Raw genomic sequence first — 17832 nt, forward strand, 5'->3', positions numbered from 1 at the left:
ATGCGCTTTTGTGGCAGCACATATACTTACAACAAATGTTTCATCATATGTGCGACACCATGTTCGTCATTGGTTAAGGTGACAGCATCGGCTATCGATTTGATGTCTTCCCGGGCATTGCCCATCGCTACACCTTTTCCCGCAGCCTCCAGCATCGATTTGTCATTTAAACTATCACCTACAGCAGCGGTTTCCTCGAGCGGAATATTCAGCTGTTTTGCAAGCCTCTTCAGCGCCTGCCCCTTGGAAGCTTTGCGGGAAGAAAGCTCAAAGTTGTGCTCAGCCGAACTGACAAGCGTCAAATCTTCGGCATGCTCATATCTTTTCCAGCCTGCCTCAAGCTTTTCTTTAAAGAAAGAAAAGCCGAGAATATTATAAAAATCGATTGGCTGATCGGCTTCAAACAGCTCTTGAAAGGAGTTAATGTAAGCAAAGCCCGATTGGCTGTATTGCACCTCGGCCGCCTGCTTAAGGACAGAAAGATCCGCTTCCGGATTTGCGCTTCTGAATCTGTCCAGCTCAACATCAAGAAGTTCTCTGCCGTTTTGCGGAGTATAAATCGCTGAACCTGTGAATACCTCATAATAATAGTTTTCCGACTCAAGCCATGAGAGAATATCATACGCCCGTTTCTTATCAATCGTTTCGTGATGATAAAGCCTGCCGTCGGGATCGTGAATGACGGCGCCGTTTGCACTGATGACCCATGTTTTGATCCCCAGCGGTTCAAAAATTGACTTGACGTCAAAATGAGCGCGCCCAGTTGACACCACCACTTCAATGCCATCCCGCTGCGCCTGCCGCAGTGCGTTTTCATTTTCCAAGCTTACCTGATGCTTGCTGTTGAGTAAGGTTCCATCTAAGTCAATCGCAATTAATTTCACGTTTGTCAGTCCTTTCCTTCATCCTGCTCTGTCACGAGAAGCTCAACGCCGTTTCGGTCAAGCAAGTCACAAAATGCCTGATTCGGCAGCCTGTCTGTAATCAAGAGGTCGATTTCATTCAGTTCCGCATACTGATAAAAACTGGTGCTGCCCAGCTTCGAATGGTCTGCAAGCGCGATGACCTGCTTTGCCTGCTGTATCATTTTCCGCTTCACCATGCCATCCTCTTCATGCGCAATTGTAATGCCATGTTCGGAAATACCGACCACACCAATCAGCGCTTTATCAACATGGTAGCTTGAGAGTTTTTCAATCACAGAGGACCCGTACAGAAAGCGGTGCTCCTTTTCCAGCTTGCCTCCCAGCAGATAAATTTCAATTCCCTCTTTATCGGACAGCACATCCGCAAGATTAATCGAATTGGTGATTACCGTACAATCAACCGCATTCAAATGCTTTGCACATGCCTGAACAGTTGTAGAGGCGTCTAAAATCACCCGGTCACCATCATGAATAAGCGATGCTGCAAGCCTGCCGATCTTATTTTTTTCCTCAGACACTGTTTTCAGGCGGCCGGAATAGCTTTGAATTTTCTGATGCGCAGTCGGCAAAATGGCGCCGCCTCTTGTGCGGATGATGGCATTCTGTTCCTCAAGTTTCACAAGATCTCGTCGCGCTGTATCCCTTGACACTTGCAGGAGCGTACAGATCTGCTCCGTTGTAATTCGGTTATGCTGTTTTAAAAAATCCAAAATCGCTACTAATCTTTCTTCTTGGTACACGCCCTCATTCCTTTTCTCAGCAATCATTTATAAGCAATTATAAGTTTTTATCTAAATTTATTCAACATTAATAAGTGATTTTAAGTAAAAATGCGTCGAGAGAACCAATTTTTCCTAAGTGGACAAAAAGAAAGAACCAGTCTGGTCGACTGGTCAATTTTGAGGGGATGATGCGGAGATCCGGATAATAGTGAATGGATAGAAAACGGGAGGAGCAGGGGGTGTCAATCGGCAGCTTTTTCCCGGGGTTTAGGGTCCATAAAACGAACAGTGTCAGCCAACACTTCTGTTACATACACGTTAACGCCTTCCGCGTTTTCATAGCTTCTTGTCTGAATCCGTCCGCTTACGCCGATGAGAGAACCTTTTTGGCAATACAACGCCGTGTTTTCAGCTGTTTTTCTCCAAAGTCTGCAATTGACGTAATCAGCTTCAATTTCACCTGAAGCATTCTTGAAGCTGCGGTTCACCGCGAGCGTAACATGTGCAACTGCCGCACCGGCGGAAGTGTAGCGAAGATCAGGATCTTTTGTAAGACGTCCGACAAGCATGACCTGATTGAACATGCGATTCCTCCTCTCCTTGCGGTTGTATGTATTGTAAATGATGCAACAAGAAAAGAAAAACGCATAAAAATGGCTTTCAGCCTCTGTTTTTATCTTTCGTTTTCATTTTTCCTTCAGCTAAAAACATCTTTTGCTTTTTTCCTTTGAAGAAATATGTACTTTTTAAAAAACGGAAAAAGATTTGCTTTGTCAGCCAGTTTTGCGTATTCATGCGCACATAGGAAGAGCCATCCCACGCAAACCACTGAAAGCTCAATTTTTTTTCCGGCATTGACAGCTTGATTTTATACTGCTCCATGCCATCTTGTGTTTCGTATAAAAAACTTATTCTTCCTTTTTTGTTTAGATGAACCTCAAACACTTCTTTACGGCTTAACATGTATGTTACTTCCTTTTGAATCAAATGGCTTTCAGAAGGAGCGCCGTCAATATAAATTTCTTTTAAACGAAATTGATTCATACCACATCTCTCCGTAATCCATAGTCAGTTACAGTATAATGAAAAAATAGAAATTATTAAATGTTTCGCTCATACAAAATTCTTTAGCCCCAGCATTGCAGGATTTTTTCCTCGAAAACGTTTATGTTATAATGGAAGGCAAGAAAACTTTGGAAGTAATCGGGGTGAGAAGAAATGAAAACCTTTAAACTGGTTGACCTGAATGTGGAACGAGTGGACAAGGAAGAACAATCAATTGAACAGTTTCCCCTTATTGACGGACTGATTATAAATAAAGAAGACGGTGAAAATCACTGGCTGATTGAGGCGCTTGTACAGAAAGAACATATGTCTTTTTTTGAACAGCTTCAAAACAGCCAATCTGAAGCCAAAGTATTTGTAACGATCACGAAAAAAAGCAATCGCCCCGCCCAGCTGACAGCAGCAGTGAAAAATATCGTCAAGCTGGAAGAAAGCATCCAGGTTTTACTCTACGGACAAATGGTCACAAGAAAACAGCAGGGCACTGAAACCATTCTCGAGTCCCTTGTAAAAGAGGGCTATACAGGAACAAAACTCATTGAGGCATTTAAGCAAAAATTATAAGTATGAGGGGGCATGTTCCCCAAAACAGACACAGAACCGAAGAACATCACAATAGACATTTTGAATAGATATGTTCTGCATGAAAAAAGCTGCCGTTTTGAACGGCAGCTTTTCTCTTCGTGCTTTCACTCTTGCATATTTAATTTGTATGGCCAAAAGAATCAACCAATTCCCCTTTCACAACAAGGCGCCCTTCAGTTTTGACAGCCTTGTCACAGGTGATTAACGTAATCTCTTTTTTGTTTGTCTCCTCAATTACATCTGCATCCATTTCCGATATGATGTCTTTAGATGTTACAGAATAGATATAATCCTTTTTAAAATCCGTGATGACAATTTGGGCACCTGTTTTTATGTTTTCCAGAGGTCCGAACAGAAGACTCTTTTGCTTCAAATGATGGCCCGCCAACGGATAATTTCCCTCGCCCATTTTTTGATCCGGGCGCATTGTTGCCGCCCCTATTAAAAGATTTTCATTGGTTGTGCCTTTTACGATCGGAAGCTCCAGATCGACACTTTTAATTGTTATCCGACCGATAACCGCTTTTTGATCGTGATCAAAGCCGGCCTTTACAGCATCCATTAACTCAGGCGGCTCGATTGAATCAAATTCAAATTCCGCTTCTCTCTCATTATTTTTTTTCAGCTGCTCCACAGTTAAGGCCGATTCACTCTGGCTTTTGCTAAGATAAGCTATAATTCCACCTTTGATATAAGGAGAAGAGAGCAGCAGCAGTCCGAAAAGGATGAACACCGTAATGATCATTTTCTTGTACATGCAAAAAACCCTTTCTTATGCATCCTTCTAAAAACGCTTCGTGTCACTTTTCAAAAAAGCACCTGATCGATTCTTCGATGATCAGGTGCCTTCAACTTTATCCTTTTCTTTGTTTCTTTCTTGAGGCAACAGCTAAGCCTCCGCCTGCCATAAGGAGCAGGATACCGATCATTGCTGTCAGCATGCTGTCTGTATCTCCGGTTTTTGGGAGGGTTTTGTCTGTGTTCGACTGACCATCCGAGCTGCCATTTGTACCATTGGTATTCGGATGATCTCCATCGTCTTTTCCATTTCCACCCGGTGCAGGTTTATCAGGATGATCATGCTTATCAGGCGTTGGTGTTTTCACTTTTTGATTAGAAACAACGATCTCAACAGCTTTTGACTGTCCTTTTTCAATTGTGAATTCAATCGGTGTTTCGTCAAGTTGGTAACCTTCGGGTGCCTTCGTTTCAATCAACTGGTAGCTTCCCGGCACAAGGCCTTTTACAGTGAACTGCCCATTTTGATCTGTTTTCCAGAGTTTAGAAAGCTCTTTTCCATACCCGTCAGTTTTTACAGGCTTGCCGCTTTCGTCCAATAACTTGAATTCAGCGCCCTCCAAAACGGTATTTTTATCGTCTTGATCCACTTTTTTCACATTTACGTCACCTGGTGCCAATATGTTTTCCGCAGTGATTTCGACTGGTTTCGTGTCTGTATTTGTGATCTTGAACGATATAGGAGTTTGGTCCAACTCATAATCCTTAGGCGCTTTTGTTTCGACAAACTGATAATCGCCAGCTTTGAGGCCATGCACTGTGATTTGTCCTTTGTCATCGGTAACCAAACCGGACTTCAGCACTTTGCCGTTGGCGTCTGTCAAATTGAACTCTGCGCCTTGCAGAACTTTATGTTGATCATGCTGATCCACTTTTGTGAGGACAACCCGGTTCTTCGTATTAACCGCTGTTACTTCAACTTGTTTAGGTTTGCCGCCGTTTTCTGCCTTAATGGTGAATGGCACAGGGATGGCGGATAATAGATATCCGGCTGGCGCCTGTTTTTCGATAAATTGATAGCTTCCCGGCGCTAACCCGTCAACTTCAATTTTGCCGCCTTCTTTTGAGACTAGATCGTCTCTCACTGTTTTCCCATTGCTGTCCGTTATTTTGAATACCGCGCCTGCTAAGCCTTTTCCATCCTGATCTTCCTTCGTCAGCTGAACCGATCCTTGATAGTTCACGACGATCCCGGCATCCGCGGATTTTGGCTTTCCTGCTGCTGATTCAGAAATGGTAAACTCTTTTTTCTCCGTGTTTAGCACATAACCGGCTGGCGCTTTCGTTTCAACAAAGGCGTAACGTCCCGGCGCAAGGCCCGAAGCCTTTACTTTTCCATCTTTATCGGAAGTCAGCTCTTCTTGAACCGTATTTCCTTCCTCGTCGACAATGTTGAATACTGCACCTTCAAGCTTCTGCCCTTCAGCATTTTCCTTCGTCAACTCAACAGAGCCTTTATGATTAATGGCGATCCCGGCATCTGTAGCTTCAGGCTTTCCTTCAGAGGAATCAGAAATCTCAAACTCTATTTTCTCAGTGTTCAGCACATAACCGGCTGGCGCTTTTGTTTCCACAAAAGCGTATTGTCCCGGTGCAAGGCCTGAAGCTGTGACTTTCCCGTTTTTATCTGAGGTCAGTCCTTCTTGAACCGTATTACCTTCCTTGTCGATAATCTTAAAGACGGCTCCTTCAAGCTTCTGGCCATCTGCATCTTCCTTCGTCAGCTCAACAGAGCCTTTATCGTTAACGGCGATTCCGGCATCTGCGGCTTCAGGCTTTCCTGCTGCTGATTCTGAGATGGTAAATTCTTTTTTCTTTGTATTCAGCACATAGCCGGCTGGCGCCTTTGTTTCCACAAAGGCGTAATGGCCCGGTGCAAGGCCCGAAGCCTCAATTTTTCCGTCTTTATCTGAAGTCAGCTTCTCTTGAACGATCTTTCCATCTTGATCGACAATGTTGAATACTGCGCCTTCAAGTTTCTGGCCTTCAGCATTTTCCTTCGTCAGAGAGACTTTTCCTTGATAATTGGTCATTGCCCCCAAATTGACGTCAGACACTTGATTCTTTTCATTCTTTGCGATTGAGAAGTGAATCGCTTTTGTATTTACGATAAAGCCTTCAGGAGCTTGTGTTTCTGTCAAGCGATAGTAGCCCGCCGGCAAACCGTTCATTTCTACTTTTCCGTCTTTATCAGATTTTATATCTGTTCGTATGAGAGTATAGGTGCCGTCATTTGACTTTTTCTCCAGCTTGAAAACAGCACCCGCCAAAGGATTGTTTTGTTCGTCTTGTTTGATAAGCGTCACCTTGTTCTGTTGATTTACGACTTTGTACAGCGCTCCTGGCTTGGAGGAGTTGCTGTCTATCTTTACAGAGACTCCTTTTGCATAAGCATCACTGATGGTATATCCGTCAGGCGCTTTTACTTCTTTTAATACATAGGAACCGTAGCGAATATTTCCGAATGTAAGCTTCCCGCTGGCATCCGTCGTACCAGTGCGGAGGAGCTGTTTGGAGTCCTCAGACCATAACTGGAATTCTGCTCCGTCAAGAGCTTTATCGTCCACTCCAGTCTTAAAAATCGTCAGGCTTCCTTTTTCTCCGGATCCGGAACCGTCGCCGCTTGAAATGGCAACAAAGATCGAGCTGCTGTTTTCTTGAGTCTGCTCCTTCACATTTGTTCCTGAAATGGACACCTTATTTTTAACATGGCCGCTCGTGCCGGCTATGTTAATCAGAGACCGGTATTTGATTACATAGGCGCGGTCAATTTGCTTATAGCTGCCTATGAATCTCAGGACAAACGATTGTTCACCTGTTGTATTGTCCGTTTTGATGTCTAACGTGTAATCTTTGTCTTTTTGAAGCTCGAGATCGCCCGCGGTCAGATTTCCGCTGCTGTCTTTGACCACTCCGTTTTCATCATACTTTGCTTGATATACTTTAAAAGAATCTGCATCTAGTATTTGATTTTCATCCGGCGTATCAGTAACTTTTACGTCATCCAGCGTTGATTGGCTGGAGTTGACATTGATGTTCCAATCGATGTAGCTTCCATTTTGTTTGCCGCCTTTAAAAACCAGGCTTCCTCCGTTCGTAACTGAAACAGAGCCTGTCAACGTGCGGTCTGCATAACCGTCATTATAGTATGTTGCCTTGTTTGTATACTGATTCTGATCAATGACCTGTCCTTTGAATGATGTCTTAAACTCAATCAGATATGGTACAGAATCGCCTGTTTTAAGGTGTACCGTCAGCGTGCGTTCATTTTTCGCAGAAGGCTCTTCGACATCATACTTGGAAGGATCAAGCGCGTCTCCTTCTGTGATCGAGCCGTTTTTATTGATCGTATAACTCTTAACGACAACGGAACCTGGCACAAATTGCTGAGGATCTGTTATGGCATCTTTGATATAAGGGTTTTTCGTCGGCTCGCCGTTATAGTTGACACCGATTTTCCACGTGATTTCCTTTGAAACCGCGTTGTATGAGCCGTTTTTGAAACCATTATTTGAAGTCTGATGATTCGGCGTAAAACCGCTTGATACCTTATTCGTGCGCTCAGTGCCGTTTTGATCAGTCCATGTCGACTGAGCTGTATTCTTAACGCTTTCGTTAGAATAATCGGCATTGAATGTTGTCGTATAAGTGATCTTAAATTGACTGTCTGTTTTTGCATAATCTCCGATCAATGCCAAAGTAAAGCCTTTATGATCAGGTTTTTTTGTTAACGTGTAGTCTTTGTCTTTCTGTAATGTTTTGTTGTTCGTTGTGTCTTGAAGCTTGAACGATTCATCAAGCAGAACCATTCCGCCGCTTTCAAATTGGTCATCTAAAGTCCAATTGTTCATCAAGTATTTATTTTTATTAACTGTAATCGTCCAATCAACCGTCTTCTTCTCATAATCAACGTTTGAATATCCTTTGATGAGATTCTGCTGAATGGCTATTCCAGAAGCCTCTTTCGAATCCCCTGTTCCGGTCACAACGCTATTGGTGTATGTTGTAGATTTATCAATGATCACTCCGCTGTTGACCTTTGTTTGATATATGATTTTGTAAGCGCTCGTTACGTTTTTATTAAATTTGACTTCAAATCCGCTTCCATTATCGATGAGCGTGTAGTCCTCGCCTTCCTTTAAAGGCGTGCCCGCTTGCTCACTGCCATTCTGACCAAAGGTAATAGGAATAACCTTCAAAGAATCTTTCACAAGATGCAAATCACCAGTTCCAAAAGAATCTTTAATACTGGCCTTGGATTGGTCGATCTGTTTCTCACCGTAGTTGTATGCAAGAGCCCAGCTGAATGTTTGAGATTCTCCATCATAGCCGGTCGATGATTTCGCGATCATTTTTCCATACTTGGCTGCAACAGTGGCTTCTGCAGAAATGGGTTCCAGGTTGTCTCCGCTGAATGCCGCCTTATTCGTCAGCGTTATATTTCCGCCTTCACTCGGCTTCGCACTATTGTCAATGTCGGTTTCGTATACAAGGCGGTAGGCTGAATCAATTGTCCCGTCAAATGTGACATTTCCTTTTGAATCAACACTGTAGCCGGAAGAAACTTCATTTCCTCTGCTGACAGAACCATCAATGTTCACATTGAGTTCATACACTTTAACTGAACGGTAGATTACGCCATCTGGAAGGCTTTCCGTGAGTTTGGCATTTTTGACTTGATCCAACTTTTTATTGACATCGACCGTCCATGTTACTTTACCAGGGTTGATGCCTTTATCCAGCACACCTGATTTATCAATGGTTTTACTCACATTGGGTTTAAAATAAACTGTTGTTTCAGGAGTATCGGAATTTACAGGGAATGGAATCTTTTGTGTTGTCGAACCCGTTATTTTTTTCTCGTTGAACTGCGTATTGATAACCAATGTGCCTTTGACATTAGAACTGTCTTTTACCTCGCCGTTAAATGTCATCACCACATGTCCGTTCGTATTAATAGAAAATGTCCCGTAGGTGGTGTCTCCGGCGCCTAACGGCAGGTTCACAATGTCATTATGCATAATAAATTCTTTAGGCAAATCAAATTCATATTTATCGCCGGCATTGATCGTTTTTCCTAAATCGTCAGGAATAGCCCAATCAATTGAAATTTTCACCGGAGAATTCGTATTGGCGCGATTGCCCTTGTCATATGGCTTTCCGTTTTCGTCCGTCAATGTCACGCCGGTTAAAATGTTTTGCGTGATTTGTTTTTCTTCAGTTTGCAAGCTTTTGAAAGCTGATTGACTTGAGGATGACACTTTTTTTGAATCATCACTCTTAGAGGATTCGCCGCTCTTAGAGTCTGACGGTTGCTGTTCTTCCTCTTTTTGATCCTTGCTGACTGAAGGTGCAGGTTTGTCATCTGTCCCTTCCTGATCACCCGCAGTATCAGAAGAGTCATTTTTTGGATCTTCCGCCTCGGCATCTGGTGTCTCCTCTTTCTTAACAGGGATGATCACCTGCTGGGTTTTGCCTCCCCCTAGCTGAAAAAGGGCTGTTGCTGTATGTTCATCGTCTTTTACATCTGCAGTAAATTTAGCTGACAATGTAATGGTCCCCTTGGCATCAGGAGAATCCGCAGATGCAGTTGTTAATTTTACCTTCATGGTGCTGCTGCCCGCCGGCACTTGATAGCTGCCGATGACCTGATCAGCAGATTTGATCTCACCTTCTGCACCTTTATCAAATGTAAAACTTTTAGGTATCTCCACATTGATATCCTGTTCGCTATCTGCTTTTTTGTCTTTTTTCAATGACCATTCATATGTCAGTTTCACTTCGTCCCCCGGTGTTAGTGCCGGTTTGTTTCCTTTTGATCCGTCAACAATCTGGCCCTTGGCGTCCTTAACTGTTACCGAATCGAAGAATTGGCTGTCACTTGACGTTACGTCCACAGCCTGTGCTGTAAGAGTATAGCTGGCGATCTGGCTGAAGAAGAAAAAGATGGCAAGGCTTATGATCATAACGATCCGCCCGCTTTTTTTCAGCCCTAAGGGAAAACTCCTCGTTCTCAACTTTTCATTCCTCCCTTTCTTATCTATCTTTCACTTGCCGATTGATCCGCGAGACCATAACATCATGTCTCATCCCCCAAAAAGAACTGCTAATACCGAATGAGTTTCAAAACTAAGATTTGCCATCCGAACCAAACTACATTGTATGAAATGGAACTATACAATTTCTGTACAACTCAGAAATCATGTATGATTGAAGTGAATTGGAGAGAGTTGAAGTTTCACCCAGGAGACATATGGCGAGGGCCTTCCCTTTAAGTGCACAAAAAAACCAGTGTGCATCGAAAGGCAATCGACACATACTGGTTTGGAGTTCTTTAATTAATTTGATCCTTCATTTGTTTATAACGCTGATATTCTTTTATCGCCTCTTCTACCTTCCCGTTTTTGTTGAATAGCTGCAGCTTGTATTGCATAATTTTATGATCGCAAGGCTCAATTTTCTCCGCTTGCAGGCAAATGTCCATCGCTTGATGATCGTTCATTTCATGAATATGATAATCGATCAGTTCATAGGCCTTTCCAAGCCAAAGCTGGGAAAGACGCGTCTTTTCCGGTTCTGCCCAAAGATAACCGTGCTCCATTAGGTAATGATTTTGATAGGACATGAAAATATCCATGTGCAGAAGTAATGTAGCCGTATTGAGCGGCGGCGCCCCTTTTAGTGATTTTTCCCATTCGACAACATCGATTTTTGCGCCTGAAAGCCGAAGAATATATCCAGTATCAGTCTTCTCGATAGTTTGGCTGAAAGGGATCTGGCTGAATAATTTTCGTATTTGATAAATGGTTGAGTAAAGTTGGGTGCTTGCTTTTGAAACATCGTAATGAGGCCAAAAAAGATCGATTAGCATGTCTTTACTGACCACATGGCCTTGATTGTGAAGCAAAAATAAGTATATTTCACGTGCTTTCGACGTTCTCCACTTGACTGGAATGCTTGTTTTGACATCCTTTAAGGTTTGATGAAACTGCAAGCTCCCAAAACATTGGATGGAAAAATGCGCCTCGGTATTTTCTGCATTTTGTCTGAGCATATTATTCGTTTTGATTCGTTCAACAGTTGTCTCAAGCCGCTTGTATATGACAGGCTTCAGCAAATAATCAATGGCATTCAGCTCAAACGCTTTGATAGCAAACTCATTATAAGCCGTGATGAAAACGACTTGGATGTTTTCATTCATCGATTGAATCGCCTCAGCAAGCTCAATGCCGTTTACCCCCGGCATTTCAATATCAAGAAACACCGCATCTACAGCAGGAGTCTCAGGATGCTCTAAGGCCTCAACCGGATCTTGATACGCCATAATAGATTGAAAGGCGTTTGTTCGTTCAAGCATTTTCTTAAAATGAAGCAATGCCAAGTGCTCATCATCAACAATTAACGCTTTCACAAAACATCCCACCCTATATGTAAAATCGAGATATCAGTAAATAACTTCTATTATATCATGACAAATAACCCCTTTATCTGGATTCTTTTTCTTTCTATTGTAGTTTTTGAAATTTTACACTTACAATATTTATAAAAAAGTAGGAATTTAGAATGATCCTATTTGAATAAAGGAGCCATGATATGAAAGAGAAATTGATCTTCACTTCGATTATTTTCGGTTATGCTGCATTCTTTATGGGCTTCATAGCCATTGACCATTTTTCCGGATCAACGCTTCCTGCGGCAAGGCATGGGGTCATGAACTTGGAGAATTGGGATTTTCAGAAGGATGGGAATGTACAGCTGAACGGAAAATGGACATTGTATCCAAATCAGATTCTGTCACCAAAAGAGATTGCTTCAGCAAAAGGAAAAGATTCTCTCTTCGTTGATGTCCCCAGCAATGTGAAGCTAGCCAAGCAGGGTATCAATGTGGATTACGGAACGTACAAGCTGACCATCAGATCAAAGCAAAACAATCAGGTTTTTGGGATCAGCACGTCGTTTATTTACAGTGCCAATCGCATCTATTTTAATGGACAATTCATTGGCCAAAGCGGCAGCCCTTCAGATAAACCTGATTTTGCGGCACAAAACCGCCCATATACGAGCTTTTTTACGCTTCACAAGGGTGACAATGAACTTGTCGTACAATTTTCGAACTTCGGAAAAACGCCGGGATGGGGAATCGCAAAGCCAATTACTATTGGCACCCAGGAGCAAATAGTCCGGGAAAACAAAATTTCCTTTCTTAATGATACAATCATGATTACAGCTTTTTTCATTACCGGATTATATTTTCTGGGCTTTTTTCTGCAAAGAAAAAAAGATAAACATTTGTTGTTTTTTTCTGTTATGTGTCTTCTGTTTTCGTTCATTATTCTGATGATCGGAAAAGAGCGGATTATATTTCTCCTTTATCCGTCAATTTCATTTTCATTGCTAAATTCATTGAGGGCCATCTCTACAGTGCTTGTCAGCATTGCGGTTTTTCTTTATCTCTATTTTGCTTACAGAGAGATTGTTTCAAAGCGTTTTATTCGCATAGCCACCGTTTCTTCCGGGCTGGTCTTAGTCACAGATTTTTTAACTGTCGGTTTTATCGGCCATGCCTCGTACATCTTACATTCTGTGCTAGCCGTCTCGACCTTGGTTTATATTACATATATTTTTACGATTGCTGCGATCCGCAAAATGGAAGGAAGTCTGTATCTGACCATCGCCTCTATATCAATGAGTGCTTTTGTCATTTTAACCACCATTTCAGCTTACAGCGGCAAAACAGCCTTTTCTTTTAATTCGATTTATTCATTGCCAACAGTTATCGCTTTGCTGGCGATCGTTCTGCTGATGGCGCAGCAATTTGCCGGAGCATTCCGTGAAAATGAAGTGCTGTCGTGGAAATTGCTCAGAATTGACCGGCTAAAGGATGAATTTATTGCCAAAACATCACATGAATTTAAAACACCGCTGAACAGCATCATTAATATATGCCAGACCCTGCTGGCCGGCAAGGGAAAAAGAACGATAGAAGAAGAGAAAGAAAATATGCAGCTCGTCATCCGCATGGGCTACAGGCTGTCCAATCTGGTAAATGACATCCTGGATTTAGAAAAAATAAAGCAAGGCATGCTTCAAATCCACCCGGTTCCTGTTGATATTTATACTTTAGTTTGTTCGGAAATGAATTTCTACAACCTCTTATCGAGACATAAAAACTTAAATATCATGAACCATATCCCAGACGATCTTCCTTTGGTGCTCACAGATGAAAACCGCTTCCGCCAAATATTAACCAATTTAGTAGACAATGCAATCAAATATACAACAGAGGGCCAAATCACACTTTCTGCTTCAAGACTGAACGATAACATGATCAAAGTGACAGTAGCAGATACAGGAAGCGGCATTTCAGAAGCCGATCGCCAAACCATCTTTGAGTCTTTTCAGCAAGCCGAAAAGAATAAAGACGATGGTGCCGGTCTTGGCCTCAGCATTGTCAAACAGCTGGTTCAGCTCCAAAACGGAGATATTTGGGTCGAATCAGAAGAAGGAAAAGGTTCGGCATTCCATTTCACCTTCCCGATCGCCCAAAATGAATCACTCTCTGAAACAAAGAAACGTCTTCCTGAATTACAATCCGAGAGAGATCTATCAGATATCTCATTTAGCACGCCTTATTACTCTGAGAGTATTGACGCTCCAACCATTCTGATTGTCGATGATAACATTGACAGTTTAAAAATTTTAAACGATATGCTTGAAGGTGTGCCCTACAATGTGATTGCTGCGAAGAACGGAAAGGAAGCATTAGAAATCATCTCTTGCACGAAGCTTGATTTGGTTATTTTGGACTTGATGATGCCGGATATGACTGGTTTCGAAGTCTGTATGAAAATTCGCGAACGATTCAGCATGGTTGATCTTCCGGTTCTGATCATTACAGCTGCCATTATCGGCCATGACAAATACAAGGCTTTTCATGCCGGAGCGAATGACATTTTGCAAAAACCTTATCATTACTCTGAATTTATGGCGCGTATTCAAAATCTGATCATGATGAAACATACAGCAAATCAAGCCACAAGAATGGAAATGGCATTTCTCCAGTCGCAAATCAAGCCTCATTTTCTTTATAATGTATTAAACACAATTATTTCTCTCACTCATTTGGATATTGAAAAGGCCCGGGAGGTAACAGAGGAATTTACCAACTATTTAAGAATGAGTTTTGACTTTCAAAATACATCAGCCATCAGTTCCTTCAGACATGAGCTTTCGATTATCAATTCCTATCTTTCTATAGAAAAGACGCGATTCGGTAATCGGCTTGAGGTTCTTTTCGATATAGATGAAGATATTGACTTTATCCTTCCGCCTTTAATGATTCAGCCCTTGGTGGAAAATGCCGTTCTTCACGGTGTCAGCAAGAAAAGAGGCGGAGGATGGATCAAACTGACAGCTAAAAAACAATGCAAAAATGAGTATCACATCAAAGTAGAGGATAACGGTGCCGGGATGACTCCGGAAAAACAAAAAGACCTCTTATCAACGGATTTTGATCGCAGCGTCGGATTGAAAAATATCAATCAGCGGCTGAAACATTTTTGCGGCAGCGAGTTGATGATCAGCAGCACTCCGGATGCAGGCACCTCTGTCTCAATGCTCATTCATCTCGCTGAAACAACGGAAAGCCCCGCGGGACTGAAGGACATAGAACGAACTTAAACGAAAATTGAGATAAAAAAAGACGCCGTTTCTAACGGCATCTTTTTTATTCCGGCGACTTTGCTTGCTGCTTCAGCAGGTCTCTGATTTCTTTCAGCAGCTCCTCCTGCGCATCCACCGCTTCCTCCGCAGCCTCTTCTTCTGCTGCTTCTTTTTTGCGCCTTAACCCATTCAAAGTCCGAATGACGATAAAAATGGAGAACGATATAATTAAGAAGTTCACAATCGTCTGTATAAAGCTGCCATACTTCACTACAGCATCGCCAAACGTAAACGACAGGCCTGAAAAGTCAAGCCCTCCCAGCAGCAAACCGACCAAAGGCATAATGATATCATTTACTAGAGATGTGACGATCTTTCCGAAAGCGCCGCCTATCACAACACCAATCGCAAGGTCTACGATATTCCCCCGCATGGCAAAGGCTTTAAATTCATTCCACATACAATCACCTGCTTTTCTATATTTGTAAAGAAAAAAAGACAAATGTGCCGCTGGCCATCTGCCTTTTTTCAATTATTCTCCGAGGGCAAAAGTCAGTTCTACTTCGCAAACGACTTCGCCATCAACTGTGGCAACGCCTTTTCCGCGCCCGATTGTGCCGCGGGCACGAATGATTTCAACCTCAAGGTGAAGCTGGTCACCAGGCTTGACTTGTTTTTTAAAGCGGCAGTTATCAATTCCTGCAAAAAAAGCCAGTCTGCCGCGGTTTTCTTCTTTAATCAACATCGCAACAGCTCCGACTTGAGCGAGTGCTTCTACGATTAATACGCCGGGCATAACCGGGTACTGAGGAAAATGTCCGTTAAAGAACTCTTCATTAGCGGTTACATTTTTATAGCCTTTTGCCCGTTTGCCCTCTTCAACTTCCGTAATCCGATCCACAAGTAAAAACGGATAACGGTGAGGAATAATTTCTTTAATTTGCTGAGTATCAAGCATTGTCTTGACATCTCCTTCATCTGCATTAGTATGTATAGCAATCATCAAAGATCCAATCTGTACATTTGAAAAGTATATTATGAATTAATCTCTTTTTCAACCGCGCTAAAATGTAACCAACTGTCAATGAGAGCCGTCAAAAGTTATGATATGATAATTATAGATTTTACCAATAGCAAAGAGGTAGGAAAATGATTTCGAAGTTTATTGAAAAAAGAATGCTAAACATGTTAGACGAGTGGTATTCCGCAATGAGCAAACGCAAAATGAATCACGTTTGCACACTGAAAGAGAAAATTGATCAGCACCTTCCGAAGATCAAAAAGAACACAAAACTTTGGATGCGTTATCAATTGTTTCAGGCCCGCCATCAGCTGCTTTTTGAAAACCAGAACGGACTCGATTCATTGTTCGATGACCTATATGGCCTGGAAGACAAAATGGATGATGAATTGAAATATTATCTGTATTTTTTCTCTGGGTTATATGAGATGGTAAAAACAGCTCCGAAACATGCAGTACATCATTTTAAAAAAGCTGAACAGTACCTGGCCGCCATTCAAAATACGTTTGAAGCCGCTGATTTATATTATCAAACCGCCGGCGCCTATTACTTGATGAAATCACCGCCGCTTTCCATCCAATACGTCAAAAAAGCATTACACATCTATTTGCACCAATTCGGCTATATCAAAAAGGTAATCACCTGTAAGCTTTTGCTCGCCGTGAATTATATTGATCAAGAACGCTATGAAAAAGCTGAACAGCTTTTCAAAGAAATCATTAAGAAAACCCAGCAACTACATGACGAAAACCTGCTATGCCACGCTTTTTATAACCTTGGCTTTTTAAAAGCGACCGAGAAAAAAGACCAGGAAGCGCTTCTTTACTTTAGAAAAGTATTAAAGAATCAAGAATTTGAAATGAATTCACCAGTCTCATATCTTCATTGTGTGTACGAGTCTGTCAGAGCGCTTTTTAAAACAGGAAACATCACAGAAGCTAAAGCCGTCCTTCAAAAAGGAAAAGAATTATCTGAAAAGGTAGACATTCAAACCATTTATTTAAAATTAAAAACGCTTGAAGCCCTCTACACATCAGCCGAAGACCCCTATGAGCAGCTGCTCGAATATGTGCTTGAATTAGAAAATATCGAGGCGTGGGTGGATTTAGAAGTGCTGTTAGAAGATATTACGGAATACTACAAAAAAAAGGACGATTTCGAAAAAGCCGCTTTTTTTATCATGCGCGGCTGATTGAAAAACGCCCATTTTCTTATTATCTGACTGAATTGATTAAACCGAGCATTTGATCTCCCATTGTGATCGTTCTGCTGTTCAGCTGATATGAACGCTGGGACGTGATCAAATCTGTCATTTGTTCTGAAATATCGACATTGGACATCTCAAGTGAGCCCTGCTGCATGCCGATGTTTTGTCTATTAGCGCCGTTCAGCTCTTCAAAAGCTGCCGCATTATCAATAGAGAAAAGGTTATTCCCTTCGGATTTCAGCTCTTGAGGGTTATTCACTTGGACAACGCCAAGATTAAACCGCTGAACCGCGTTTCCGTCAGATGCGGTTAAGGTGCCGTTCTTATTGATGGTGATATTCTTCATTGAGCTGTTGATGTTCACTGTATTGCCGTTCTCATCAAGTACGGGATACCCATTTCCAGTGACGAGCTGCAGCTGGTTGGCATTCGCAGCGGACGGCGTTACATACAGCGCCCCGTCCCTCGTATACTGGCGGTTTCCATTTACATTTACCTGAAGATATTGGTATGGAGACGTAAATGCGATGTCCAGATCGCGATCCGTCTTCTGAATGCTCCCTTGATCAGAGACAAGGCGTGAATTCATCATCGCCCCGACGCCAAGGCGCAAGCCGGGCGGCGTTTTTCGGGCTTTTGCCACTTCCTCGTTTTTTTCATCAACCTGATCGAATTGCTGTCTGACAAGCTCAGAAAAATTCGTATCTTTTGCCTTATAGCCGGTTGTGTTGCTGTTTGAAAGGTTGCTGCTGATTGTGTCAATCTGCTGCTGCAGCTGGTTTAAGGTTGTTGATGCCGTTAGCATTGACCTGAGCATAGTTGATGTCCCCCATTTTTTCTTCCGT

General features: G+C 42.3%; 13 protein-coding genes and 1 pseudogene. 4 read left to right on the forward strand and 10 right to left on the reverse strand.

Annotated features, from left to right (window positions below):
- Positions 1-26 precede the first annotated feature (26 nt).
- The 4 genes from ywpJ to ywpG all read right to left on the reverse strand — a co-directional run bounded on the left by ywpJ (position 27) and on the right by ywpG (position 2692).
- On the reverse strand, positions 27-884 hold the full coding sequence (gene ywpJ, locus MHH79_RS18675; protein ID WP_015384856.1) for a phosphatase YwpJ: 858 nt from the start codon (positions 882-884) through the stop codon (positions 27-29).
- A gap of 5 nt (positions 885-889) precedes the next feature.
- The gene (glcR, locus tag MHH79_RS18680; protein ID WP_251217759.1) at positions 890-1666 is read right to left on the reverse strand and encodes a transcriptional regulator GlcR; all 777 of its coding nucleotides are present in this window, start codon (positions 1664-1666) and stop codon (positions 890-892) included.
- A 224-nt stretch (positions 1667-1890) separates the two neighbouring features.
- Positions 1891-2232, reverse strand: coding sequence for a single-stranded DNA-binding protein SsbB (gene ssbB, locus MHH79_RS18685; RefSeq protein ID WP_340034808.1), 342 nt, complete (start codon positions 2230-2232; stop codon positions 1891-1893).
- A 76-nt stretch (positions 2233-2308) separates the two neighbouring features.
- The gene (gene ywpG, locus MHH79_RS18690) at positions 2309-2692 is read right to left on the reverse strand and encodes a DynA interaction protein YwpG (RefSeq protein ID WP_014478204.1); all 384 of its coding nucleotides are present in this window, start codon (positions 2690-2692) and stop codon (positions 2309-2311) included.
- Between the two features lie 174 nt (positions 2693-2866).
- Here ywpG and MHH79_RS18695 point away from each other — a divergent pair, with 174 nt between their 5' ends.
- Complete coding sequence (locus MHH79_RS18695; protein WP_015251046.1) at positions 2867-3277, forward strand: YwpF-like family protein; 411 nt, start codon at positions 2867-2869, stop codon at positions 3275-3277.
- 139 nt (positions 3278-3416) lie between these two features.
- Here the strand turns inward: MHH79_RS18695 and MHH79_RS18700 are convergent, their stop codons facing one another.
- The 3 genes from MHH79_RS18700 to MHH79_RS18710 form a co-directional block, all read right to left on the reverse strand.
- Positions 3417-4055 (reverse strand): class A sortase, encoded by a 639-nt coding sequence (locus MHH79_RS18700; RefSeq protein ID WP_015483797.1) that lies wholly within the window; start codon positions 4053-4055, stop codon positions 3417-3419.
- Positions 4056-4152: 97 nt separating this feature from the next.
- Complete coding sequence (locus tag MHH79_RS18705) at positions 4153-10113, reverse strand: SpaA isopeptide-forming pilin-related protein (RefSeq protein WP_340034809.1); 5961 nt, start codon at positions 10111-10113, stop codon at positions 4153-4155.
- A gap of 317 nt (positions 10114-10430) precedes the next feature.
- Entirely contained in the window at positions 10431-11507 is a 1077-nt protein-coding gene (locus tag MHH79_RS18710) for a response regulator (protein ID WP_047183320.1), read from the reverse strand.
- Between the two features lie 806 nt (positions 11508-12313).
- Here MHH79_RS18710 and MHH79_RS18715 point away from each other — a divergent pair.
- Both MHH79_RS18715 and MHH79_RS18720 read left to right on the forward strand, forming a co-directional pair.
- Positions 12314-13627 (forward strand): annotated as a pseudogene (locus MHH79_RS18715) (sensor histidine kinase); the annotation flags it as partial.
- Between the two features lie 177 nt (positions 13628-13804).
- Entirely contained in the window at positions 13805-14776 is a 972-nt protein-coding gene (locus MHH79_RS18720; RefSeq protein WP_236822454.1) for a histidine kinase, read from the forward strand.
- A 46-nt stretch (positions 14777-14822) separates the two neighbouring features.
- On the opposite strand, the gene mscL is transcribed toward MHH79_RS18720, so the two are convergent.
- Both mscL and fabZ read right to left on the reverse strand, forming a co-directional pair.
- The gene (mscL, locus tag MHH79_RS18725; RefSeq protein ID WP_021445844.1) at positions 14823-15218 is read right to left on the reverse strand and encodes a large conductance mechanosensitive channel protein MscL; all 396 of its coding nucleotides are present in this window, start codon (positions 15216-15218) and stop codon (positions 14823-14825) included.
- 72 nt (positions 15219-15290) lie between these two features.
- Positions 15291-15716 (reverse strand): 3-hydroxyacyl-ACP dehydratase FabZ, encoded by a 426-nt coding sequence (fabZ, locus tag MHH79_RS18730; RefSeq protein ID WP_003221796.1) that lies wholly within the window; start codon positions 15714-15716, stop codon positions 15291-15293.
- 191 nt (positions 15717-15907) lie between these two features.
- Here fabZ and rapD point away from each other — a divergent pair, with 191 nt between their 5' ends.
- Positions 15908-16972 (forward strand): aspartate phosphatase RapD, encoded by a 1065-nt coding sequence (gene rapD, locus MHH79_RS18735; protein ID WP_063334794.1) that lies wholly within the window; start codon positions 15908-15910, stop codon positions 16970-16972.
- A 22-nt stretch (positions 16973-16994) separates the two neighbouring features.
- Here rapD and flhP read toward each other — a convergent pair whose 3' ends face one another.
- Complete coding sequence (gene flhP / locus MHH79_RS18740) at positions 16995-17804, reverse strand: flagellar hook-basal body complex protein FlhP (RefSeq protein WP_047183322.1); 810 nt, start codon at positions 17802-17804, stop codon at positions 16995-16997.
- Positions 17805-17832: the final 28 nt, after the last annotated feature.

The sequence above is a fragment of the Bacillus sp. FSL K6-0993 genome (assembly GCF_037977205.1).
In the GTDB taxonomy this organism is placed as follows: Bacteria; Bacillota; Bacilli; order Bacillales; family Bacillaceae; genus Bacillus; species Bacillus subtilis.